General features: G+C 70.9%; 17 protein-coding genes and 3 tRNA genes. 8 read left to right on the forward strand and 12 right to left on the reverse strand.

Annotated features, from left to right (window positions below; translation table 11 throughout):
* Positions 1–320: 320 nt before the first annotated feature.
* Positions 321–2,423: an acyl-CoA dehydrogenase family protein gene (locus P5G46_RS10275; RefSeq protein ID WP_239276068.1), complete on the forward strand. Its 2,103-nt coding sequence runs from the start codon at positions 321–323 to the stop codon at positions 2,421–2,423.
* Positions 2,424–2,475: 52 nt separating this feature from the next.
* Here P5G46_RS10275 and P5G46_RS10280 read toward each other — a convergent pair whose 3' ends face one another.
* Positions 2,476–2,676 carry a hypothetical protein gene (locus tag P5G46_RS10280; RefSeq protein WP_239276069.1) on the reverse strand — a complete coding sequence of 67 codons (201 nt, stop codon included), beginning with the start codon at positions 2,674–2,676 and terminating at the stop codon, positions 2,476–2,478.
* Positions 2,677–2,759: 83 nt separating this feature from the next.
* On the opposite strand from P5G46_RS10280, the gene P5G46_RS10285 reads away from it, so the two are divergent.
* The 3 genes from P5G46_RS10285 to P5G46_RS10295 all read left to right on the forward strand — a co-directional run bounded on the left by P5G46_RS10285 (position 2,760) and on the right by P5G46_RS10295 (position 7,507).
* Positions 2,760–3,332, forward strand: a complete 573-nt coding sequence (locus P5G46_RS10285; protein ID WP_408905653.1) for a DNA-3-methyladenine glycosylase I — start codon at positions 2,760–2,762, stop codon at positions 3,330–3,332.
* 184 nt (positions 3,333–3,516) lie between these two features.
* Positions 3,517–5,052: a DEAD/DEAH box helicase gene (locus P5G46_RS10290; protein WP_375094839.1), complete on the forward strand. Its 1,536-nt coding sequence runs from the start codon at positions 3,517–3,519 to the stop codon at positions 5,050–5,052.
* A gap of 109 nt (positions 5,053–5,161) precedes the next feature.
* Entirely contained in the window at positions 5,162–7,507 is a 2,346-nt protein-coding gene (locus P5G46_RS10295) for an ATP-binding cassette domain-containing protein (RefSeq protein WP_239276072.1), read from the forward strand.
* Between the two features lie 99 nt (positions 7,508–7,606).
* Here the strand turns inward: P5G46_RS10295 and P5G46_RS10300 are convergent, their stop codons facing one another.
* From P5G46_RS10300 to P5G46_RS10330, 7 genes are all read right to left on the reverse strand, one after another.
* Positions 7,607–8,077, reverse strand: a complete 471-nt coding sequence (locus P5G46_RS10300) for a dehydrogenase (protein ID WP_239276073.1) — start codon at positions 8,075–8,077, stop codon at positions 7,607–7,609.
* A 148-nt stretch (positions 8,078–8,225) separates the two neighbouring features.
* Positions 8,226–9,968, reverse strand: coding sequence for a cation:proton antiporter (locus P5G46_RS10305; RefSeq protein ID WP_239276074.1), 1,743 nt, complete (start codon positions 9,966–9,968; stop codon positions 8,226–8,228).
* Between the two features lie 79 nt (positions 9,969–10,047).
* The gene (locus tag P5G46_RS10310; protein ID WP_239276075.1) at positions 10,048–11,295 is read right to left on the reverse strand and encodes a kynureninase; all 1,248 of its coding nucleotides are present in this window, start codon (positions 11,293–11,295) and stop codon (positions 10,048–10,050) included.
* On the reverse strand, positions 11,285–12,217 hold the full coding sequence (locus P5G46_RS10315; RefSeq protein ID WP_408905654.1) for an amidohydrolase family protein: 933 nt from the start codon (positions 12,215–12,217) through the stop codon (positions 11,285–11,287). Before P5G46_RS10315 ends, P5G46_RS10310 begins: the two co-directional genes overlap by 11 nt.
* An 11-nt stretch (positions 12,218–12,228) precedes the next feature.
* On the reverse strand, positions 12,229–12,483 hold the full coding sequence (locus P5G46_RS10320) for a glutaredoxin family protein (protein ID WP_022879717.1): 255 nt from the start codon (positions 12,481–12,483) through the stop codon (positions 12,229–12,231).
* Positions 12,484–12,528: 45 nt separating this feature from the next.
* Positions 12,529–13,653 carry a glycosyltransferase gene (locus P5G46_RS10325; protein ID WP_239276077.1) on the reverse strand — a complete coding sequence of 375 codons (1,125 nt, stop codon included), beginning with the start codon at positions 13,651–13,653 and terminating at the stop codon, positions 12,529–12,531.
* A gap of 135 nt (positions 13,654–13,788) precedes the next feature.
* On the reverse strand, positions 13,789–14,940 hold the full coding sequence (locus P5G46_RS10330) for a polysaccharide deacetylase family protein (RefSeq protein ID WP_408905655.1): 1,152 nt from the start codon (positions 14,938–14,940) through the stop codon (positions 13,789–13,791).
* Between the two features lie 115 nt (positions 14,941–15,055).
* Here P5G46_RS10330 and P5G46_RS10335 point away from each other — a divergent pair, with 115 nt between their 5' ends.
* Both P5G46_RS10335 and chrA read left to right on the forward strand, forming a co-directional pair.
* Positions 15,056–16,012, forward strand: coding sequence for a Gfo/Idh/MocA family protein (locus P5G46_RS10335; RefSeq protein WP_408905656.1), 957 nt, complete (start codon positions 15,056–15,058; stop codon positions 16,010–16,012).
* Between the two features lie 44 nt (positions 16,013–16,056).
* Positions 16,057–17,250: a chromate efflux transporter gene (chrA, locus tag P5G46_RS10340; protein ID WP_408905657.1), complete on the forward strand. Its 1,194-nt coding sequence runs from the start codon at positions 16,057–16,059 to the stop codon at positions 17,248–17,250.
* 82 nt (positions 17,251–17,332) lie between these two features.
* Here the strand turns inward: chrA and P5G46_RS10345 are convergent.
* From P5G46_RS10345 to P5G46_RS10355, 3 genes are all read right to left on the reverse strand, one after another.
* Positions 17,333–17,405, reverse strand: a tRNA-Phe gene (locus P5G46_RS10345).
* A gap of 64 nt (positions 17,406–17,469) precedes the next feature.
* A tRNA-Asp gene (locus P5G46_RS10350) sits at positions 17,470–17,543 on the reverse strand.
* A 26-nt stretch (positions 17,544–17,569) separates the two neighbouring features.
* Positions 17,570–17,642: transfer RNA gene (locus tag P5G46_RS10355), tRNA-Glu, on the reverse strand.
* Positions 17,643–17,858: 216 nt separating this feature from the next.
* Here P5G46_RS10355 and P5G46_RS10360 point away from each other — a divergent pair.
* Positions 17,859–19,313 (forward strand): peptidoglycan DD-metalloendopeptidase family protein, encoded by a 1,455-nt coding sequence (locus P5G46_RS10360; RefSeq protein WP_375094829.1) that lies wholly within the window; start codon positions 17,859–17,861, stop codon positions 19,311–19,313.
* Positions 19,314–19,368: 55 nt separating this feature from the next.
* On the opposite strand, the gene P5G46_RS10365 is transcribed toward P5G46_RS10360, so the two are convergent.
* Positions 19,369–19,902 carry an inorganic diphosphatase gene (locus P5G46_RS10365; protein WP_239275909.1) on the reverse strand — a complete coding sequence of 178 codons (534 nt, stop codon included), beginning with the start codon at positions 19,900–19,902 and terminating at the stop codon, positions 19,369–19,371.
* Between the two features lie 121 nt (positions 19,903–20,023).
* Here P5G46_RS10365 and tilS point away from each other — a divergent pair, with 121 nt between their 5' ends.
* Positions 20,024–21,022 carry a tRNA lysidine(34) synthetase TilS gene (gene tilS, locus P5G46_RS10370; RefSeq protein WP_408905658.1) on the forward strand — a complete coding sequence of 333 codons (999 nt, stop codon included), beginning with the start codon at positions 20,024–20,026 and terminating at the stop codon, positions 21,020–21,022.
* The last annotated feature ends 30 nt before the right edge of the window (positions 21,023–21,052 follow it).

A 21,052-nucleotide genomic window follows, 5' to 3' on the forward strand; every position in this document is an offset into this window, starting at 1 on the left:
GCGATACCGCGGCGCCCGTGTCGGCCGTGTCTCCGCAGCAGGCGATGCATCGAGAACAGGCGATGCATCGAGAACAGGCGATGCGTCGAGAACAGGCTGATGCGCGCGATATCGCCCTGTTTCCGGCGCGGAGCCTATTCTCGCGGCGCCAGTCCGCTCGGCCCGGCTCCCGGCCGGACGTCACCAAGATGTTGACGCCCCACAACGACAGGCGGCAGCGTCGGCCGCCGGGCTTGTGCACACCCAATACAGTGTTTGATCGACCGTTGTGGGACTCCTACCGTGGAGGCATCCCTTTGCAACGTCGAAAGGTGCCGAAAATGACCGACGCCGCCGTCCGTCCCACCACGCCCGCCACGAGCACGCGTACGCCCGTCGGGGGAGCGCCCACCGCGGCCCACTCGGCCGCGGAGGCGGCCGAGAACCGCATCGACATCGAGCGGGTCACCGACCTCCTGCTCGGCACGTGGGCCGAGACCCGCCGCGAGGCGCGCGAGATGCTGAAGGACCCGATCTTCTGGCGCGACGACAGCCTCGGCATGGACGCGCACCGCGAGCGCACTCTGGGCCAGCTGCACGAACTCGTCGCCCGAAAGGCGGTGCATCGTGCGTTCCCGAAGCGCTTCGGCGGCGAGGAGAACAACGGCGCGAACATCGCCGGGTTCGAAGAGCTCGTGGCCGCCGACCCCAGCCTGCAGATCAAGTCGGGCGTCCAGTGGGGGCTGTTCGGGTCGGCCGTCCTGCAACTGGGCACGCAGAAGCACCACGAGAAGTGGCTGCCGGGCATCATGAGCCTCGAGATCCCCGGGGCGTTCGCGATGACCGAGACCGGGCACGGCTCGGACGTCGCCGCGATCGGTACGACGGCGACCTATGACGCCGACACCGAGGAGTTCGTCATCCACACGCCCTTCCGTGGTGCGTGGAAGGACTACCTCGGCAACGCCGCGCTGCACGGCAAGGCGGCGACGGTGTTCGCGCAGCTCATCACGAACGGTGTGAACCACGGCGTGCACTGCTTCTACGTGCCGCTGCGTGACGATGAGGGCAACTTCCTGCCCGGGATCGGCGGCGAGGACGACGGCCTCAAGGGCGGCCTCAACGGCATCGACAACGGCCGCCTGCACTTCGACCAGGTCCGGGTGCCGCGCGCGAACCTGTTGAACCGCTACGGCGACGTCGCCGCCGACGGCACGTACTCCAGCGACATCGCCAGCCCGGGTCGTCGGTTCTTCACGATGCTCGGCACGCTCGTCCAGGGTCGCGTCTCGCTCGACGGAGCCGCCGCGTGGGCGTCGGCCATCGGCCTCACCATCGCGATCACGTACGGCAACCAGCGTCGTCAGTTCGACTCCGGCAGCGGAACCCCCGAGGTCACGCTGCTGGACTACGGCAAGCACCAGCGCCGCCTGCTCCCGCGCCTGGCGACCACGTACGCCGAGATCTTCGCTCACGACGAGTTCCTGCAGAAGTTCGACGGCGTCTTCAGCGGTCGCCTCGACACGGATGCCGACCGCGAAGACCTCGAGACCCTCGCCGCCGCGCTCAAGCCGCTGTCGACCTGGCACGCTCTGGACAGCCTGCAGGAGTCGCGCGAGGCGTGCGGCGGTCAGGGATTCCTCTTCGAGAACCGTCTCGTGGGGCTGCGCGCCGACCTCGACATCTACGTGACCTTCGAGGGCGACAACAACGTCCTGCTGCAGCTCGTCGGTAAGCGCCTGCTCGCCGATTACGCCCGTCAGTTCAAGGGCAAGGATGCCAAGGCCCTCGCCGCGTTCGCGGTCGGGCAGACCGCCGGGAAGCTCTTCCACGGTGCGGGCATGCGTCAGCTCGGCCAGGCCGTGACCGACCTGGGCTCCACGGCGCGCTCGGTCGAACGGGGCCTGCGCGCACAGCAGCAGCACGAGCTGCTCGCCGACCGGGTGCAGCAGATGATCGCCGACATCGCGGGGCGCCTGCGCCCGGCATCCAAGCTCTCCCGTGAGGACGCGGCGGCACTGTTCAACGAGAACCAGGCGGAGCTCATCGAGGCGGCCCGGGCCCATGGCGAGCTGCTGCAGTGGGAGGCGTTCACCGACGCGATCAACCGCGTGAGCGACGACAACACCCGCCAGGTGCTGACGTGGCTGCGTGATCTGTTCGGTCTGCAGCTCATCGAGAAGCACCTCGCCTGGTACCTCATCAACGGGCGGCTGTCGACGCAGCGCGCGGCCGCGGTGTCGAGCTACATCGACCGCCTGTGCGTTCGCCTGCGCCCCCACGCGCAGGACCTCGTCGACGCGTTCGGGTACGGCCCCGAGCACATTCGCGCGTCCATCGCCACCGGGGTGGAGGACGACCGCCAGAACGAAGCCGCGTCGTACTATGCGGCGCTGCGGGCCTCGGGCAACGCCCCGGTGCCCGAGAAGAAGCCGGGCAAGTAGGCGCAGATCGGTGGGGAGGGCGGTGGTCGTGAGGCCGCCGCCCTCCGCCGTGTCAGGCGCGGCGCAGGAGCACCAGACGGACGATGGCGATTCCGGCGATGATGGCACCCGCGAACAGCATGATGAGGGCGAACCACAGCGGCCCGTCCACGCCGATGGCCACCAGACCGACGACGATCATGATGATCGCGAGGACCAGGCCGAGGAAGAGCGAGACGCGTGTCCGACGAGGACCGAGGGGAACGGTGTGCATAGCCCGGAGGCTAGCGGCCCGCCGGTCGGCTGACCAGCTGTCTCGCGGGCGATCGTGTCGGGACCCCGGCCTACCCTGAGAGCATGAGCGACCTCATCATCGACGCCGACGGCAGAGCCCGGTGCGCGTGGGCGGGCGACGATGCCGAGTACCGCCGGTACCACGACGAAGAGTGGGGCACCGAGCTGCGGGGCGATCGTCCTCTGTTCGAGAAGATGAGCCTCGAGGGCTTCCAGGCCGGGCTGTCGTGGATCACGATCCTGCGCAAGCGTCCGCGCTTCCGCGAGGTGTTCCACGGGTTCGAACCGTCGGTCGCCGCCGCGTTCGGGCCCGACGACGTGGACCGGTTGCTTCAGGATGCCGGGATCATCCGCCATCGCGGAAAGATCGAGGCCGTGATCGGCAACGCCGCGCTCGCCGCCGACATGGCCGACGGCGAGCTCGACGCCCTGCTGTGGTCGTTCGCGCCCGCCACCCACACGCCTCCGTCGTCGTTCGCCGAGGTGCCCGCCGTGACGCCCGAGTCCGAGGCGATGAGCAGAGAACTCCGCCGCCGCGGGTTCCGCTTCGTCGGCCCCACCACCATGTACGCGCTCATGCAGTCATCGGGCATGGTCGACGACCACGTCGCCGGGTGCTGGCGCGCGGCCGCCTGACCGCACCGCTAGACTGGAGGCAGGAGCTCTCGCTCCGCGCGTCGTCGAACGCACCGGCCCCCTTCCCGCGGGCCTTTGACCTTCACGGCGAACGGATGCGCCACCCGGCGCCTTCGCCCATTGCAGCCGCAGCATCGCGGCATCCCGAACCGCCGTGCGCGCGTGCGCGCCGGCAGGAGACTTCATGACGTCCCAGACCTTCACCGACCTCGGCGTGCCCGCGCCCCTGATCGCCGTGCTCGCCGAGCAGGGCAAGAACGAACCGTTCCCGATCCAGGCGGACACGCTGCCCGACACGCTGGCCGGGCGCGATGTGCTCGGTCGCGGTAAGACCGGCTCGGGCAAGACCCTCGCGTTCTCGTTGCCCCTCGTGGCCCGGCTCGCCGCGAAGAGCGACCGTCGCCGCGGCCGCCGTCCGCGCGCTCTCGTGCTCGCCCCGACCCGCGAGCTCGCCAACCAGATCGACGAGGTCATCAAGCCCCTCGCCGCTGCCTACGACCTGGTGACGACCACCGTCTACGGCGGTGTGAACCAGAAGCGTCAGGTCGACGCCCTCGCCGCGGGCGTCGACATCCTCGTGGCCTGCCCCGGACGCCTGGAAGACCTCATCGGTCAGGGCTTCGCGAGCCTCGACGCGATCGAGATCACGGTCCTCGACGAGGCCGACCACATGGCCGACCTCGGGTTCCTTCCCGGCGTGACCCGCCTGCTGGCCCGGACCCCCGCCGACGGCCAGCGTCTGCTGTTCTCGGCGACGCTCGACAACGGCGTGGACAAGCTCGTCAAGCGCTTCCTCCGCAACGAGGTGCTGCACTCCGTCGACGAGGCCCACTCGCACGTCGCCGCCATGACGCACCACGTGTTCGTCCCGGCCGATGCGGATGCCAAGAAGGAGCTCGTGCAGACGCTCGCTTCGGGCACCGCGCGCCGCATCCTCTTCATGCGCACCAAGCACCAGGCCAAGAAGCTGGCGAAGGCCTTGACGGCCGCCGGCATCCCCTCGGTCGACCTGCACGGCAACCTCTCGCAGCCGCAGCGCGACCGCAACCTCGCCGCTTTCGGCGACGGCCGCGCCAAGGTGCTCGTCGCCACCGACGTCGCCGCGCGCGGTGTGCACGTCGACGGCGTCGAGCTCGTCGTGCACGTCGACCCGCCCGTCGAGCACAAGGCCTACCTGCACCGCTCGGGCCGTACGGCGCGCGCGGGCACCGCGGGCGATGTCGTCACGATCATGCTTCCCGAGCAGCGTCGCGACACCCTCGACATCCTCCGCAAGGCCAAGATCGCCGTCACCCCGCAGCCGGTGACCCCGGCATCGCCCGAAGTCGTCGCGCTCGTCGGCGAGGTCGCCCCGTACGTCAAGCCCGAGCCGATCGTCGCGCAGCCGCAGGGCGGCGGGCGTTCGCAGGGTGCCAACGCTCAGCGCAAGCGGGCCGCCCGCGGGCAGGGGTCCTCGGATGCCGCCCCCCGCACGTCCGCGCCCGGCGAGGGTCGCCGACGTCGGGGGCGTGGAGCCGGTCAGGGTGCCGCGACCGCCGACGGCGCGCAGCCCGCGCGCCAGGGCCAGCGCTCCGGTGCGGGCCGCGGACAGGGCGGCACCGCCCGCGCGGGTGCGGGCACGGCACGTCCCCAGGGCGCCGGGCGCTCGGCATCCGGCACCCCCACGACCGGCATGGTCGTCGGTCGGGGCCCGCGCACGAACCGTCGCGCCCAGGGCTGACACGCGCAGACACGACGCCCCCGCGGATGTTCCGCGGGGGCGTCGTCGTGTTCGCGGTCGCGGATGTCGGAGGCCTCCGGCACACTGAGGTTCGACCCGAGGAGCCGCCATGTCCGATGCGCCCGCCGACACCCACGACGTGATCCGCGTGCGCGGAGCCCGCGAGAACAACCTGAAGAACGTCGACGTCGACGTTCCCAAACGGCGACTGACGGTGTTCACCGGAGTGAGCGGCTCGGGGAAGTCGTCGCTCGTCTTCGGCACCATCGCTGCCGAGTCCCAGCGGCTGATCAACGACACGTATCCGACGTTCGTGCAGCAGTTCATGGGCCAGCCGTCGCGTCCCGACGTCGATGCCCTTGAGAACCTCAGCGCCACGATCCGCGTCGATCAGGAGCGCATGGCACCCAACGCCCGCTCGACCGTGGGCACCGCGACCGACGTGCACGCGATGCTGCGCATGTTGTTCAGCAGGCTGGGTCAGCCGCACGTGGGGTCGTCGCAGGCGTTCTCGTTCAACGTCCCCTCCCTCTCGGGGGCGGGTGCGGTCGAGTTCGCGGCGGGCTCCCGCAAGGGGCAGAAGGAACGCCGGTCGTTCGAGATCACGGGGGGCATGTGTCCCGACTGCGAGGGGCTGGGCCAGGTGAGCGACATCGATGTCGCAGAACTCGTCGACGAGTCCAAGTCGCTCAACGAGGGCGCGATCCGTGTGCCGGGCTACACCGCCGACGGCTGGATGGTGCGGATCTACGCCGAGTCGGGATTCTTCGACGGCGACACGCCCGTGCGCGACTTCACCGCGGAGGAACGCCGCATCTTCCTCTACGGCGAACAGACCAAGGTGCGCATCGCCAACACGAACATGACCTACGAGGGGCTGGTCCCCAAGGTCACCAAGAGCATGCTGCAGAAGGACCGCGAGGGGTTGCAGCCCCACATCCGCGCGTTCGTCGACCGCGCGGTCACTTTCGTGGCGTGCCCCGCGTGCGGCGGCACGCGCCTGAACGAGGGTGCGCGCTCGTCCCGGATCGGCGGGGTGAACATCGCGGATGCCGCGGCGATGCAGATCACCGACCTCGCCGCGTGGGTGCGAAGCATCGACGACCCGTCGGTCGCGCCGCTCATCGGGGGTCTCCGCGACACGCTCGACGCCTTTGTCCACATCGGCCTCGGCTACCTCTCCCTCGACCGGGCGAGCGGGACGCTGTCGGGCGGCGAAGCGCAACGCACGAAGATGATCCGCCACCTGGGGTCGAGCCTGACCGATATCACCTACGTCTTCGATGAGCCCACGGCCGGACTGCACCCGCACGACGTCCAGCGGATGAACGACACCCTGCGCCAGCTGCGGGACAAGGGCAACACGGTGCTGGTCGTCGAGCACAAGCCCGAGGTCATCGAGATCGCGGATCACGTGGTCGACCTGGGGCCGCGCGCGGGACGAGCGGGCGGCGCCATCCAGTACGAGGGAGACGTCTCCGGTCTCCGCGCGTCCGACACCCTGACCGGCCGGTTCCTCGACCACCGTGCGCGGCTGAAGCCCGCGGTGCGCGAGCGGACCGGGGCGATCCCCATCCGCGGTGCGGCCCAGCACAACCTCAAGAATGTCGATGTCGACGTGCCGCTGGGCGTTCTCACCGTGGTGACCGGGGTCGCCGGATCGGGCAAGTCGTCGCTCATCCACGGCAACCTGCCCGAAGTCGACGACGTCGTGGTCGTCGACCAGTCGCCGATCAAGGGGTCTCGACGCAGTAGCCCCGCCACCTACACCGGCGTCCTGGATGCCGTCCGCGCGGCGTTCGCGAAGGCGAACGGCGTCAAGCCGGCGTTGTTCAGCGCCAACTCCGAGGGGGCGTGTGTCGCGTGCAAGGGCCTTGGCGTGATCGTGACCGAGCTCGGGTTCCAGTCCACGGTCGAGACGTTGTGCGAGCTGTGCGAAGGGTCGGGCTTCGCCGACGCGGTGCTGGAGTACACGCTGGACGGCAAGAACATCGCCGAGGTGCTCGCGATGTCGGTCGACGAGGCATCCGCTTTCCTCACGCGCGGTCCTGCGGTCGCCGTGCTGGGGCGTCTGGTCGAGGTCGGTCTGGGCTACATCACCCTCGGCCAGTCGCTGAACACCCTCTCGGGCGGGGAACGTCAGCGCCTGAAGCTTGCGATCTCGATGGCGAAGAAGGGGGCGGTGTACGTCCTCGACGAGCCGACCACCGGTCTGCACCTCGCCGACGTCGACACGCTCCTGGCCCTGCTCGACTCACTCGTGGATGCCGGCAACACCGTGGTCGTCATCGAGCACCACCAAGCCGTCATGGCGCACGCCGATTGGATCATCGATCTGGGGCCGGGGGCCGGCCGGGACGGCGGCACGGTCGTGTTCGAGGGGACGCCGGCGGCCTTGGTCGCCGCGGCATCCACCCTGACCGGCGAGCATCTGTCGCGGTACGTCGGGGCGTGAGGCGCCCGCCGGCATGGGGCGGCGCCGCGAGCACGTGGGCCGTGTCGATTCCGCGGGTGCGGGGTGCCGTCGTTCGTCAGCGGTGGCCCGCCGGGCAGCTCACGCCGGGGGAGTGACGGTCGCGGTGTGCAGGTGCCGGTCGCCGTGGGCGAGCACCTTGACGATGACGCCGCGTTGCCGGAGTTCGGCGACCGCGCGCGAGGCGTCGGTGCGGGAGACGCCGAGAACCTCGACGGTCGTGACCACGAGCACATCGCCGCGGCTCAGCGTGCCGAAGAAGCGGTCGAGACGCGCCGCCCAGTCCTCGAGCGTCTCGGGCGCGGGGTGGCGGAAGCCCTCGATGGGCACTCCGAAGCGTGAGAGGTCGTCTCGCTGCTGCACCACGGAGGGCAGACCCGGCCGCGACACCACGAGCCCGACGAGACGGGATCCCGCGGGACGGGCACGCCACCACGTTCCGTCGCCCTGCATCTCGGTGAAGCACTGGGGGCAGTCGGCCGCGGTGTGAGCGACGGGCGCGGTCGCGCTCACAGCGTCCGTGGACGCCGTCGTCGGGATGGGCTCGCTCATGGGCACCTCCACCTCTATTCTGCCGCACGCCCCGCCCGTCCCTCCCCGAGACTTCATCGCGCCGGCAACTGTGGCGCACCCTGCCGTAGGGATGTCGGCCCGATGAAGTCTCGCGGACTCGATGGACACCGGTGGCGCGGACAGGGCGCTAGTCCTCGCCGTCGATGCGGAGCTCGAGGCTCAGCTGGTCGGCGTCGAGCTCGGCGAGCGCGTGCCGGAGAGCCGCGGTGCTGTAGCGGCCGTCGTGGCTGATGCGGTTGAGCTCCCGCCGCATCGCCTCGATCGACGCCAGCCGCAGCTCGAGGAGGTCGCGCGCGCGAGCGGTCACATCGTCGTCGGGGGGCCGCGTGAGCCGGGCGCCGGCTCGCTCCACGAGCTCCGCGGGGAACGGCTCCCCGTTGCGCCGCGCCAGCGTTCCCGACGTGACCGCGGCGACCGCCGCTCCGCGGAGTTCGGCATCCAGGGCCCGCTGCTCTTCTCGCGTGGGTCCCGCGCCGCCGCCCTCGGACAAGCCCAGCGCCCGCACGACCGCCGAGAGAGTGAGTCCCTGCAGCAGCAGGCTGAAGAGAGCCACGAGGAACGCGACGAAGATCAACAGGGGGCGCTCGACCGTCTCCCGGGGCAGGGTCTGTGCCGCGGCGAGGGTGACGACGCCGCGCATCCCCGCCCAGACGATCACGGTGCCGTGCCGCCACCCCAGCGGTGCGTCGCGGTAGTAGTCGAGATCGGCCAGCGTGCGCGTGATGCGCCGACGCGCCCACGCGAAGCGTTCCCGCGCGCGCTCCGGACTCGCGCCCCGCCGACCGAACGCGTCGGGGTTGGCTCGGTACGCCTCCTCGAGGTCGTGGACGCGTTCGCTCGCGCGTCGCGCGCGTTCCCGCCCGCGGGCGGTGCCGCGGCTGCGCCGCCCCTGTAGCCAGATCAGGGCCGCGACGTAGACGGCGCGAATCAGCAGCGCGATGCCCAACGCCGACAGGGCCAGCCACGTCCCGTGCCAGAGGCCCTCGTGCTCCTGCAGGTTGGCGCGGACGATGTCCTTCAGCTCCAGTCCGAACACGAGGAAGACGCCGCCCTCGAGGATGAGCTCGATCGTGCGCCAGTTCAGCCGGTCGCTGACGCGCTGCTCCGGGGTGAACCGTCGCGCCGCCCCCTGGCCCGTGACGATCCCGGCGACGACGGCCGCGACGAGCCCCGATCCGCCGAGGTGCTCGGTGGGCAGGTAGGCGATGAACGGCACGGTGAAGCTCAGGGCGGTGTTGGCCGCAGGGTTGCGCACGCGTTCTCGGACGCGCAGGTTCCCCCACCCCACGAGGCCTCCCAGCGCGAGGGCCAGGAGAACGCCCCATGCGAAGCTTCCGACGGCATCCATGAAAGCGAACCCGGATGCCACGGCGGCCACAGCCGTGCGCAGGAGCACGAGCGCCGTGGCGTCATTGAGCAGGCTCTCGCCCTCGAGCATCGTGACCACGCGCGGGGCGATCCCGAGGCGCTTCGCGATCGAGGTGGCCACGGCATCCGTGGGGCTGAGGATCGCACCCAGGGCGACGCCGAGGGCGAGCCCGAGACCGGGGATCACCGCCGCGAAGAACAGACCCAGGCCGAGCGAGCTCAGCACCACGAGCAGGACCGAGAGCCCGGCGATGGGCGCGAAGTCGCGGCGGAACTCGATCGCGGGAAGCTGGACCGCTGCGGAGTACAGCAGGGGCGGCAGAACGCCGACGAGGATGATCTCCGGCTCGACGGCGAACGCGGGGACGAACGGCAGCAGGCTCACCCCGAGCCCGATGGCCATGAGCACGAGGGGCCCGGCGATATTGAACCGCGGTGCGATGACCGTGACCAGCGAGACCACCACGATCCCGCCGACGACGATGAGGAGGGGGTCGATCACCCTCCGAGGCTAGACCCGCGGCGACGCCTTCGACCACGTCGGCGCAGCCTCCGCCGCGACCGGCAGGGCCCTGGGGCGCTCAGCTCTCCGCGCGCACGGCCTCGGCGACGGCCTCGAGTCCGGTGAGCGTCTCGGCGAAGCTCGTCGACAGCGGCGCGAGACCGATCCGGAGGCCCCGCGGGTCGCGGTAGTCGGGGATGACGTCCTGCGCCCACAGGCGCGCCGTGACCGCCCGCATCGCGGGATGGGACAGCGTGACATGGCCGCCGCGTTCGGCGGGGTCCCGCGGCGACGCGAGCGTCACACCGAGCGGAGCCAGGATGCCGTCGCTCACGCGCAGCGCGAACGCGGTCAGCGCCACCGACTTGTCGCGGATCGCCGTGATGCCGGCATCCTGAATCAGGTCGAGCGTGTCCTCCATCGCCCGCATGGCGAGGACCGGCGGCGTACCGGAGAGGAACCTCCGCATGCCGTCGGCGGGCTCGTAGCGGGGCCCCATCGAGAAGACGTCGGCTGCGCCCATCCATCCCTGGATCGGCTGGGTCAGCGCGGACTGGTGTCGCGCGGCGACGTACGCGAACGCCGGCGACCCCGGACCCCCGTTGAGGTACTTGTACGTGCATCCGACCGCGAGGTCCACGCCCCACGCGTCGAGTTCCACGGGAACGGATCCGGCGGAGTGGCAGAGATCCCACAGGACGAGGGCGCCGGCCTCGTGGGCGATGCGCGTGAGCGTCTCGGCATCCGCCAGGTAGCCGGACCGGTACGAGACGTGGCTCAGCAGGACGACGGCGGTGCGCGGGCCGACCGCGGCGCGCAGCAGGTCGGCGTCCACTCCGCGGGTGGTGTCGACCTCGATCCACACGACCCGCGCCCCGCGCTCGGCGGCGATCCCCTCGACGAGGTAACGGTCGGTCGGGAAGTCGTCTCGACCGACGACGATCTCGACCCGTGCGGGGTCGCTCGCCGACCGCTCGGCGAGCGCCGCGCGGAGGAGCTTGTACAGCAGCACCGTCGTGGAGTCTCCGATGACCGTCTGCCCCGCTGCGGCGCCGAGCGCCAGATGCCCGAGCCGGTCGCCGATCCGGAAGGGCATCTGCATCCAGGACTCGTCCCACCCGCGGATCAGGCGTCCGCCCCACTCCGCCGTAACGAAGTCGGCGAGTCGTTGTGCGGTGACGCGAAGCGGGCGGCCGAGGGAGTTGCCGTCGAAGTAGACCAGCGGCGACTCCGCCCCGGCGAAGGCATCGCGGTGGCCGGCGAGGGGATCGGCGGCGTCGAGCGCTCGGGCCTCTGCGGCGAACGCGGCGCGGGGGTCAATCGACACGGGTGAGCTCCTCGGTGGGGACGACGATCGCGCGCGACAGCCAGGTCGCGAGGTCGGTGGGGTCGGTCGGGGCGGGGCCTTCGACGAAGCTCCGGACCGCGTCGGTGCGGGCGGGCGCGGGCCAGGGGTCGGCGAGGGATGCCACGAGGGCGTCGCCGCGGATCCCGGCCTGGTGCAGGGCGAGGAGCTCCCGGCGATTGACGCCGAGAGGGAGGCTGCCGTTACCGAGGTCGGTGCCGTAGAGCACGCGGCCCCCGCGGTCGGCGAACGCGCGGAGGTGCGAGATCGCGCGTTCGCGAGGGGGGCCACGGTGGATGTCGAGGGTCGAGATCCAGATCTGCCCGGTGTCGGCCGCGCGCCGGAGCGCCCGTCGGGAGAGCCCCGTGTCGGACGGGGTGTGAGCGAGCGCCGCAACGCCCGCGTCGATCGCCCGCTCGACCTGCCCGGCGCCCTGCGCGTGCGCAACGACGGGCAGACCTCGCTCGTGCGCGGCGGCGAGGAGCGCGGTCAGGACGTCGTCGGAAGGCACGGGGCCGGCGTCGGCGTTCATCGCCACCTTGATCACGGCGGCGCCGGCGTCGGCTTGCGCGTCGACGGCGGTGCGTGCGCCGCCGGGGACACCGGGATGCACCGAGGCGTTCGAGACGGTGTGCACGACCCGGTCGGGGGCCCAGGTGCGCCCACTCGGATACCCGCCCGGAACGGTGAGGAAGGCGCCGGCGAACCTCACACGCGGCAGCCCCGTCACCCCACGGGCAAGGGCCGCGGGATCACCTCCGAGATCGACGACCCCCGCGATTCCGCGGGCCGGCAGGAGGTGCGCATCGATCAGATGCGTATGCACGTGGTGGTCGATGAAGGCCGGGAGAGCCGTCCCGAGCTCACCGCTCGCGCGGCGGACGGGCCACGCGGCGGTGAGCATCGGATGGCGGGTCAGATGAGCGAGAGCTCGCGGAGCTTGGCCTCGACGTCGGCGTTCGACGGCTCGACGTGGTGCGAGGCGTCGGGGTAGACCACGACGGGAATGTTCGTGCGGCCGGAGATTTCTTTGGCGACGTCGGCGGCCGCCGGGTCGGCCACGAGGTCGACGTACTCGTAGGCGACACCGAGTTCGTCGAGCTGCTTCTTCGTGCGGATGCAGTCACGGCACCAGTCGGCGCCGAACATGCGAATGGATGCGTCGGACATGCTTCCAGCGTACGCGGCCGAGATGGGCCGCGGCCCGTCGGGCCGTCAGGCTGTCAGCTCGTCCTCGAGCGTCTCGGGGAGAGGGAGCCGGGAGAGCCGGTTCTTCTTGGGGGCGTAGACGACCAGCGCGTGATAGACGAAGCGGACGACGAAGGCGGCGATGAGAGTCAGCGCCGTCGCGATCACCACGTGGAGGTGCGCCGCGCTCACGAGCAGCCACAGCAACGGGATCCGCACGATCGCCTCGATGCCGTTGAACGTGAAGGACTTGAGGAACCGGTGCCGCATGAGACCGGACTCGGCACGCATGTCGGCGAAGACCAGGTACTCCAGCGCGAGGAAGTTCCCGATGATGGTCAGCACGCTCGCGATCACCGAGGCGATGAGGTACTGCACACCGAGGCTGGTCAGCCCCCACGTGATGAGGAGGTTCGCCACGGCGCCGAGGCCGCCGACGACGGCGAACGCCGACATCCGGCCGAACCGGAGCATGGTCAGCTGGGTCAGGAAGCGCATGCCCTGACTGAACGAGGCTTTCGATTCGCCGGCGAAGCGGGCGGCGAACGAGAACGGCACCTCGGCCACCCGCATCTGCTTGCGCGCGAGGATCTCGAGCAGGATCTTGAACCCGCGCGGGCGCAACTCTTCGACGTCGAGTGCGCGGCGGTCGATGAGGAAGAAACCCGTCATCGGGTCGGAGCAGTTGTGCAGCTTCCGCGGGAACATCGCCTTGGTCAGCATCGTGGATCCCCGGGAGACCAGGGTGCGCACGGCGTTCGCGAGCCCGTCGGACGTGCCGCCCGCGATGTAGCGGGAGGCGACGACGACATCCGCGTCGCCGACCTCGGCGCGCGACAGCAGCTCGGCGATGACCTCGGGCGGGTGCTGCAGGTCACCGTCCATCACGACGCAGAAATCGGATGCCGCCGCGCGGATGCCCTCGACGACGGCGCCGCCGAGACCGCCGACGGGCTGGTCGCGGTGCAGCAGGCGCACCGGAACGGATGCCTCCGCCGAGACGGCGCGGATGATGTCGGGGGTGTCATCGGTGGAGTCGTCGACGAAGAGGATCTCGATGGCTCGACCGGGGAGTGCAGCAGTGGTGCGGCGGACGAGCTCGGCGACGTTCGGACCCTCGTTGAAGGTCGGAACGATGACGGATAGGTCCATGGGTACTCGCGTTTCGGTGAAGCCAGAAGTACACAGCGTAGACCGGCCGACGCGTGCCCAAACTGGGATTGTGGATCAGTTACCTGGGAGCTAGCGGGACGTTCACGTGCGCGAGCGGTGCCATTTCCCCCGTCGTCAGCCGATGGCATCCCTCAGATCATCGACGGTCATGCCGTAGTTCACGCGGATCACCGGCAGCGCGAGCTTGTCGGTGCCGATGCGGACGTACCCGGGCTCGACCGTCCGGCCGAGCTCGAATCCCGCGCGTCGCAGACCCTCTTTGGTCGTGTCGTCATGGTGACCGAAGGGGTAGGCGACGACCTCTTTCGCGCCGAGGATCGCCGCCGATTGCGACAGGTCGGCGGCGATGGTGTCGGCGTCATCGTTGACCATCCGGCCCCGCCCGTTCGCTCCGGCACGGTGCATGTCGTGCGTGTGTGACCGCTGCAGCACGAAGCGGTTGGGAGTGCTCTCGGTGCGGGCGGAGGTGATGACGAAGGAGGTGGTCAGGAGCTGGCGACGATCGACGATGGGTGCCGCCAGCTCCAGCCACGAGCTGTCGGCGTCGTCGTCGGTGATCACGACGGAACGCTTCGGCAGATACAGCGCCCCGTCGATGAAGGCGCTCACCTCGTCCCAGGTCGGCAGGTAGAACCCGGACTCCTGGATGTACGCCATGTGCGCGTCGAAGTCGTCGACGAACGCGTAGTTGCCCCGGAGCCACCCCTCCTCGCCCTCCGGCTTCCGAGTGAACTGGTGGTACATGAGGATCGGGATGCCGGCGTCCTCTGCCACGTTCGCCTCGGGGGTCGTCCATGCGGCGTACAGCGTCTTCTCCCGGGCGCTGCAGGCGACCAGGTCGGCGCCGTTCACGCGCGCCGGGACCTCGAGCGACTCGGCCTCGGCGGCGGTGGAGTACCAGCCCGCGAACACCCGGCCGTCGGCGCGGGGAAGGGGCAGGGCTTCGTACCTCGCCTCCTGGGTCTGCATCTGGGGCTCGATGGCGATGCCGTCCCCGGCGAACGACACGACGCACGCCCGGGGATCGCGCGTGGTGGACAGCAGCTTCTGCGCCGGGGTGAGAGGGGTGGGCGGCGGGGTCGGCGTGCGGGTCGGCGTCGCGGTGGCGGGCTGTTCCGCCTCGACCGCGGGTGTTCCCAGAGCGCCGCGTGTCACGGCGACGGCGGTCACGCCTCCTGCCACGAGAACGGCCGCCACGACGACGGCGACCGTGCGCCGAAGGCGCAGGCGTCGGGCAGCCCGGCGGCGTTGCGCGCGCGTGACCATCGAACCTCCCCCACCCGGCAGCGGTGATCGTCCCCACGATCACGGCGATCCTAGCGAGGACGATTCACGCAGTTCCCGCACCATCGCGCAGAGCGCGGCCCGCGATGATGGGTTCATGATCCGTATCGGCATCGTCGGAACCAGTTCGATCTCGGAGCGCCTGGCGGATGCCGTCGGCGCGGTCGACGGCGTGGAACTGGGTCGCGTGGCCTCGCGCGACCCCGAGCGGGCACGTGCCTTCGCCGACCGCATCGGCGCGCCCGGTGTCGCCGACGGCCTTCACGCCCTCCTCTCCGCCGACGACGTCGACGCCGTCTACCTCGCCAGCCCCAACGCGGTGCACGCGGAACAGATCCGCGCGGCCCTGGATGCCGGCATCCCGGTGCTCGTGGAGAAGCCCGCCGTCCTCACGGCGGGGGATTGGAACGCTCTCGTGCAGCGCGCGCGGGACCGCGGTGTCGTGCTGCTCGAGGCGATGCGGACGGCCTACGACCCCGGCACCCGCGCGGTCGCGGACGTGCTGCCGCGGCTCGGCCGGATCCGCCGCGTCTCGTTCCGGTACGAGAAGCGCTCCGCGCGGTACGACCACGTGCTCGCGGGCGAGCAGACGAACATCTTCGACCCGGCGCTAGGTGGCAGTGCGCTGCGCGACCTGGGGGTGTACCCGCTGCACGCGCTCGTGCTGCTTTTCGGAGAGCCGCGCGGGATCGACGGGTCTCGCGTGGGAATCGCGTCGGGTACGGACGGGCTGGGCAGCGCCACGGCGGAGTACGACGGCTTCATCGCGGACGTGGCGTGGTCGAAGATCACCGACACGGCGCTCCCGAGTGAGATGCAGGGCGAGGACGCCTCGGTGACGATCGACGCGATCGACGCTCCGCGCCGGCTCGAGCTGATCCCGCGGGGCGGCGTCCCCGAAGTCATCGAGGTCCGGGCGGCGGAGAACCCCATGATCGGCGAGGTCGAGCGATTCCGAGATGCCGTGCTCGGCGCCGACATCACCCGCGACCAGGACCGTACGGCGCAGACGCTTCGCCTGGTCGATCGGCTCTTGGAACGTCCGCTGCGCTGACCTCGATTCATCCGTCGTTTCCTCCCGCGCGATAGGAAGGGGGGATGACACGGACCGGTACCGTCCTCGAGGTCTTCCTGGCGTTCCTCCGGCTGGGCGTGACCTCGTTCGGCGGTCCGATCGCCCACCTCGGGTACTTCCGCGACGACCTCGTCGTGCGCCGCCGCTGGATGGACGACCGGGCCTACGCGGATCTCGTCGCCCTGTGCCAATTCCTCCCCGGCCCCGCGTCGAGCCAGGTGGGCTTCGCGATGGGGCTGCAGCGCGCCGGCTTCCTCGGCGCCCTCGCGGCGTTCCTCGCCTTCACCCTGCCGTCGGCGGTGCTGCTGATCGCGTTCGCCGCCGGGGCCTCGCTGTTCGGCGGCCCGGTGGGCGGCGGCATCCTGGACGGACTCAAGATCGTGGCCGTCGCCATCGTCGCCCAGGCCGTATGGGGAATGGCGCGTTCGCTCAGCCCCGACGCGCCGCGCGCCGGCCTCGCCGTCGTCGCCGCCGCCCTCGCGCTCTTCGCGCCCGGCGCGGTGGGGCAGATCGGTGCGCTCATCATCGGCGTCGTCGCCGGGCTGCTCCTGCTGCGCGACGGCGGCGCCGAGGCGGGCGCGTCGGTGCCGGGCTTCGGCGTCTCGCGGGCGATGGGGATCGGATGCCTCGTCCTCGTCGCCGTGGCGCTCCTGGGGCTGCCTGTTCTGGCGGTCGTCACCGGTTCGGGCGTGATCGCGCTCGCCGATGCCTTCTTCCGATCGGGGGCTCTGGTGTTCGGTGGCGGGCATGTCGTCCTGCCGCTGCTGCAGGCCGAGGTCGTGCAGAACGGGTGGGTGTCGCCCGACACGTTCCTCGCCGGCTATGGCGCCGCGCAGGCGGTGCCGGGTCCGCTGTTCACGTTCGCCGCCTATCTGGGCGCGGTGTCCTCCGTCGGGCCGGGCGGGGTGGTGGGCGCGCTCGTCGCGCTCGCGGCGATCTTCGTCCCCGGTTTCCTCGTTCTCGTCGGGGTGCTGCCCTTCTGGGACGCGCTGCGCGGCCGTCCCCGCGTGCGCGCGGCGATGAGGGGCGCGAACGCGGCCGTCGTCGGCATCCTGGGCGCGGCGCTGTACACGCCGGTCTTCACGACCGCCGTGACCGGACCCGGGCCGTTCGTGCTGGCGCTCGTCGGGTTCGTACTGCTGACGGCGTTCCGTGTCCCTGCCTGGGTCGTGGTGATCGTGGGCGCGGTGGGCGGCGTCGCGCTCGCGCTGACGTAGGCGGCGGGCTCGCATCCGGAACCGGGGAGCGTTCGGGGAAAAGAAGAACCCCCGCGATGTAGAAGCTACGCGGGGGTTCCAGTGGCTCCGACCGGCATCGATCCGGTGACCTTTCGATTTTCAGTCGAACGCTCTACCAACTGAGCTACAGAGCCGAGCGACATATCTGCCGCTTCCTAGACGAAAGGCCTCCTCGAAAGAAGGCCCGTCGCTATGGAGCGACCCTGACGGGACTTGAACCCGCGACCTCCGCCGTGACAGGGCGGCACGCTAACCAACTGCGCTACAGGGCCATGCTTGTTTAATTGTGACCGGTGAGTGACCCCAACGGGATTCGAACCCGTGCTACCGCCGTGAAAGGGCGGCGTCCTAGGCCGCTAAACGATGGGGCCGGATGATGCTCGGATTCTTGCGATTCCGTGCTCACTTGCCGACGACCGAGCCTACTTCATGATTCTCGAGATTGCCAATCGAGGGCGTGGCGCTCCGCCGCCCTGGCGTGTCGAGGGCCCACACTGGGCTGCGACAGCGGGAACTCGCCCTGTTGTTCGTGTGATTCGTGTTGCTACTGTGGTCCGAGTTGCGAACCGGTGAGATGAGGTATTCCCGTGACGCCTGAACCCCCCGACGGCGCGGACGACTGCGGTTGCGCGCCCACCCCTGCGGAGCGGGCCCGTCTCTGGCCGTCGTTCGATCGGCGGAGCGCCCTGAAGATCGGTGCCTTCGGCGCGGTCGCGCTCGGCGCTCTCGGCGCCACCGTCCCGTCGCTGGTCTCCTCTTCGCCGGCGTTCGCTGCCGACTACCCCTCGTGGGCCGACGTGGAAGCCGCGCGCGCCAACGAAGCCGCGAAGGCGGCCGAGATCAGCCGCATCCAGGGCCTCATCGCCGGGCTGCAGTCCGAGGTCGCGCGCACGCAGGCCGAGGTCGTCGCGCGCTCGGACGAGTACTACGCGGCGCAGCAGGCCTACTTCGATGCGGACTACCGCGCCCAGCAGCTCCAAGCGCAAGCCGACGCGGAAGCGGCGAAGGCGACGGATGCCGCGACCAAGGCGGGGAAGGTCGCGGCGCAGCTGTACCGCAGCGGCGGTGACGACACCTCGCTCGATCTCTTCTTCTCGGGCTCGGCGGCGACGGCGGATGACCTGCTCTCCAAGCTCGGGACGATGGACAAGCTCCTCGAGCGCAACCGCTCGGTGTACGCCGCCGCGGTGGCGGCTCGCGACAGCGCAAAGAACCTCAGCAGCCAGGCCGCAGACGCCAAGGCCGAACGCGACCGCCTGAAGACGATCGCCGAAGAGAAAATGGTCGCCGCACAGCAGGCTGCGGACGCTGCACAGGCCGCCCTCGCGGCGCAGCAGGCCAACCAGGTCGTGCTCGAGGCGCAGCTCGCGGCGCTCAAGGACACCACGGCCAAGACCGTGGCCGACTACCAGGCCGGCGTCGAGGCCGAGCGCAAGGCGCGTGAAGAGCGCGAGCGCCGCGCTCGTGAGGAAGCCGAAGCCCGCGCCCGGGCCCAGCGCGAGCAGGAGGAACGCGACCGTCGGAACGCGGCCGCCAACTCCGGTGGCGGCGGTGGTGGCGGTGGCGGCGGTGGCGGCGGTGGCGGTGGCGGCGGCGGTGGTGGCGGCGGCTCCGTCGGCGGGTCCGGATGGGCTCGCCCCTCTTCGGCGGGAACCAGTTCCGGATACGGCCCCCGCACCGGTCAGTGCGGCCCCAGCTATTGCGCGAGCACCTGGCATCTCGGCCTCGATTTCGGCGCGGGATGCTGGTCTCCCATCTACGCCGCGGCAGCCGGTCGCGTGACCTACGCCGGCTACAACGGCGGCTACGGCAACTATGTGCGCATCCAGCACGACGACGGGTCCGCCACGGGCTACGCGCACATCGTGGGGGGCGGCATTTACGTCTCCAACGGCCAGCGTGTCTCGGCGGGGCAGCAGATCGCTGCGACCGGCCAGACCGGCAACTCGTTCGGATGCCACCTCCACTTCGAGGTCTACCCCCCGTGGGGCGGCACGACCAACCCCGCGACGTGGTTGCGTGACCGCGGCGTCTGGGTCTGACCCACGCGAAAGCCCCCCGGTCCCGGACCGGGGGGCTTCCTCGTGACCGAAGTGGTCAGAGGGTGTTCGGGGCTTCGCCCTCACCCTGCGTCTTGGTCTGGGCGTCGTGCTCCTCGAAGCGCGTGAACGCCTCGCCGACCAGGCGCTCGGCCTCGGCGGCATCCGCCCACTCGTCGACCTTGACCCACTTGTTGGGCTCCAGGTCCTTGTAGTGCTCGAAGAAGTGCGCGATCTCCTTCTTGGTCCACTCGTCGATGTCGCCGACGTCCTGGATGTGGTCCCAACGCGGGTCCTTCGCGAGGACTGCGACGACCTTGTCGTCGCCGCCGGCCTCGTCGCTCATCTTCAGCACGCCGACGGGGCGGACCTTGGCGAGGATGCCGGGGTAGAGGTCGCGGTCGAGGAGCACCAGCACGTCGAGCGGGTCGCCGTCCTCGCCGAGGGTGTTCTCGAAGAAGCCGTAGTTGGCCGGGTAGCCGAACACCGTGTACAGGATGCGGTCGAGGAAGACCCGGCCGGTGCCGTGGTCGACTTCGTACTTCACGCGGCTGCCGCGCGGGATCTCGATGACGGCGTCGTACGCGCCCATACTCGTGCTCCTTAGGTCTGTGGGTTTCCCCGCCCAGCCTAGCCGGGGCGTTCTCGCTCCCGCGGGGCCCTGCGTTGTGTCCGTGGGGTGAGGCCGCGCCTCGGCGGATAGCGTGGATGCCATGCAGGAGCGGCGACCTGGACTCGACCCCGCCGTCGCCGAGGTGCGACGTGCCGTACGTGCCTGCCTGGAGGGGCGGCAGGGTGCCGTCGTGATCGCGCTTTCCGGCGGCGCGGACTCGCTCGCCCTCGCGGCCGCGGCCGCTTTCGAAGCCCCGCGTCATGGCATCCGGGCCGAGGCCGTGGTGATCGACCACGGCCTGCAGGAGGGATCGCCCGTGATCGCCGAGCGCGCCGCGGAGCTCGCCCGCGGGCTCGGGCTCGCCGCGCGGGTCGTCGCGGTCGACGTGCGCGATGCCGGCAACGGTCCGGAGGCGGCGGCGCGCGAGGCGCGGTACGCCGGTCTCGCCCGTGCCGCCGCCGAGACGGGCGCGGATGCGGTGCTTCTGGGGCACACGCTCGACGATCAGGCCGAGACGGTCCTGCTCGGGCTGGCGCGGGGGTCGGGGGCGGCGAGCCTGTCCGGCATGCCGCCGGAGCGGAGGTATGCCACCGGCCCGGCGTGGGTGCGTCCCCTGCTCGGCGTCCGTCGCGAGGTCACCGCGGCCGCGTGCGCCGCGGAAGGACTCGACCCGTGGCGCGACCCCCACAACCTCGACCCCGCGTATGCGCGGGTTCGCGTCCGCGAGACCGTCCTGCCCACTCTGGAGCGCGAGCTCGGGCCGGGCGTGGCCGAAGCCCTCGCGCGCACCGCCGAGCAGCTCCGGGAGGACGCGGCGGCGTTCCAGGACATGATCGATGAGACGATCGAAGACATCGTCGAGCACGCCGAAGCCGGGATCTCGGTGTCGGTCGCGGCCCTGGCCGCGAACCCCGCGGCGCTGCGCAACCGCATCATCCGTTACGTCGTCGACAGTGAGTTCGGGGTCGCTCTGACACGGACGCAGACGCTCGAGGTCGCGCGCCTGGCGACCGAGTGGCGCGGGCAAGGACCCATCGACCTGCCGGGATGCCGTGCGCGCCGCGTCGGCGGTCGGATCGAGATCGTCGCCCGCGGCTGAGTCTCCCTTCGTCGCCGGATCGTGCGTCGG

It is taken from the genome of Microbacterium mcarthurae, assembly GCF_046064585.1.
GTDB lineage: Bacteria > Actinomycetota > Actinomycetes > Actinomycetales > Microbacteriaceae > Microbacterium > Microbacterium mcarthurae.

Coding starts and splice junctions, on each gene's coding strand:
- P5G46_RS10275 (WP_239276068.1), top strand. CDS start 321: ATGACCGACGCCGCCGTCCGTCCCACCACGCCCGCCACGAGCACGCGT.
- P5G46_RS10280 (WP_239276069.1), bottom strand. CDS start 2,676: ATGCACACCGTTCCCCTCGGTCCTCGTCGGACACGCGTCTCGCTCTTC.
- P5G46_RS10285 (WP_408905653.1), top strand. CDS start 2,760: ATGAGCGACCTCATCATCGACGCCGACGGCAGAGCCCGGTGCGCGTGG.
- P5G46_RS10290 (WP_375094839.1), top strand. CDS start 3,517: ATGACGTCCCAGACCTTCACCGACCTCGGCGTGCCCGCGCCCCTGATC.
- P5G46_RS10295 (WP_239276072.1), top strand. CDS start 5,162: ATGTCCGATGCGCCCGCCGACACCCACGACGTGATCCGCGTGCGCGGA.
- P5G46_RS10300 (WP_239276073.1), bottom strand. CDS start 8,077: ATGAGCGAGCCCATCCCGACGACGGCGTCCACGGACGCTGTGAGCGCG.
- P5G46_RS10315 (WP_408905654.1), bottom strand. CDS start 12,217: ATGCTCACCGCCGCGTGGCCCGTCCGCCGCGCGAGCGGTGAGCTCGGG.
- P5G46_RS10320 (WP_022879717.1), bottom strand. CDS start 12,483: ATGTCCGACGCATCCATTCGCATGTTCGGCGCCGACTGGTGCCGTGAC.
- P5G46_RS10325 (WP_239276077.1), bottom strand. CDS start 13,653: ATGGACCTATCCGTCATCGTTCCGACCTTCAACGAGGGTCCGAACGTC.
- P5G46_RS10330 (WP_408905655.1), bottom strand. CDS start 14,940: ATGGTCACGCGCGCGCAACGCCGCCGGGCTGCCCGACGCCTGCGCCTT.
- P5G46_RS10335 (WP_408905656.1), top strand. CDS start 15,056: ATGATCCGTATCGGCATCGTCGGAACCAGTTCGATCTCGGAGCGCCTG.
- chrA (WP_408905657.1), top strand. CDS start 16,057: ATGACACGGACCGGTACCGTCCTCGAGGTCTTCCTGGCGTTCCTCCGG.
- P5G46_RS10365 (WP_239275909.1), bottom strand. CDS start 19,902: ATGGGCGCGTACGACGCCGTCATCGAGATCCCGCGCGGCAGCCGCGTG.
- tilS (WP_408905658.1), top strand. CDS start 20,024: ATGCAGGAGCGGCGACCTGGACTCGACCCCGCCGTCGCCGAGGTGCGA.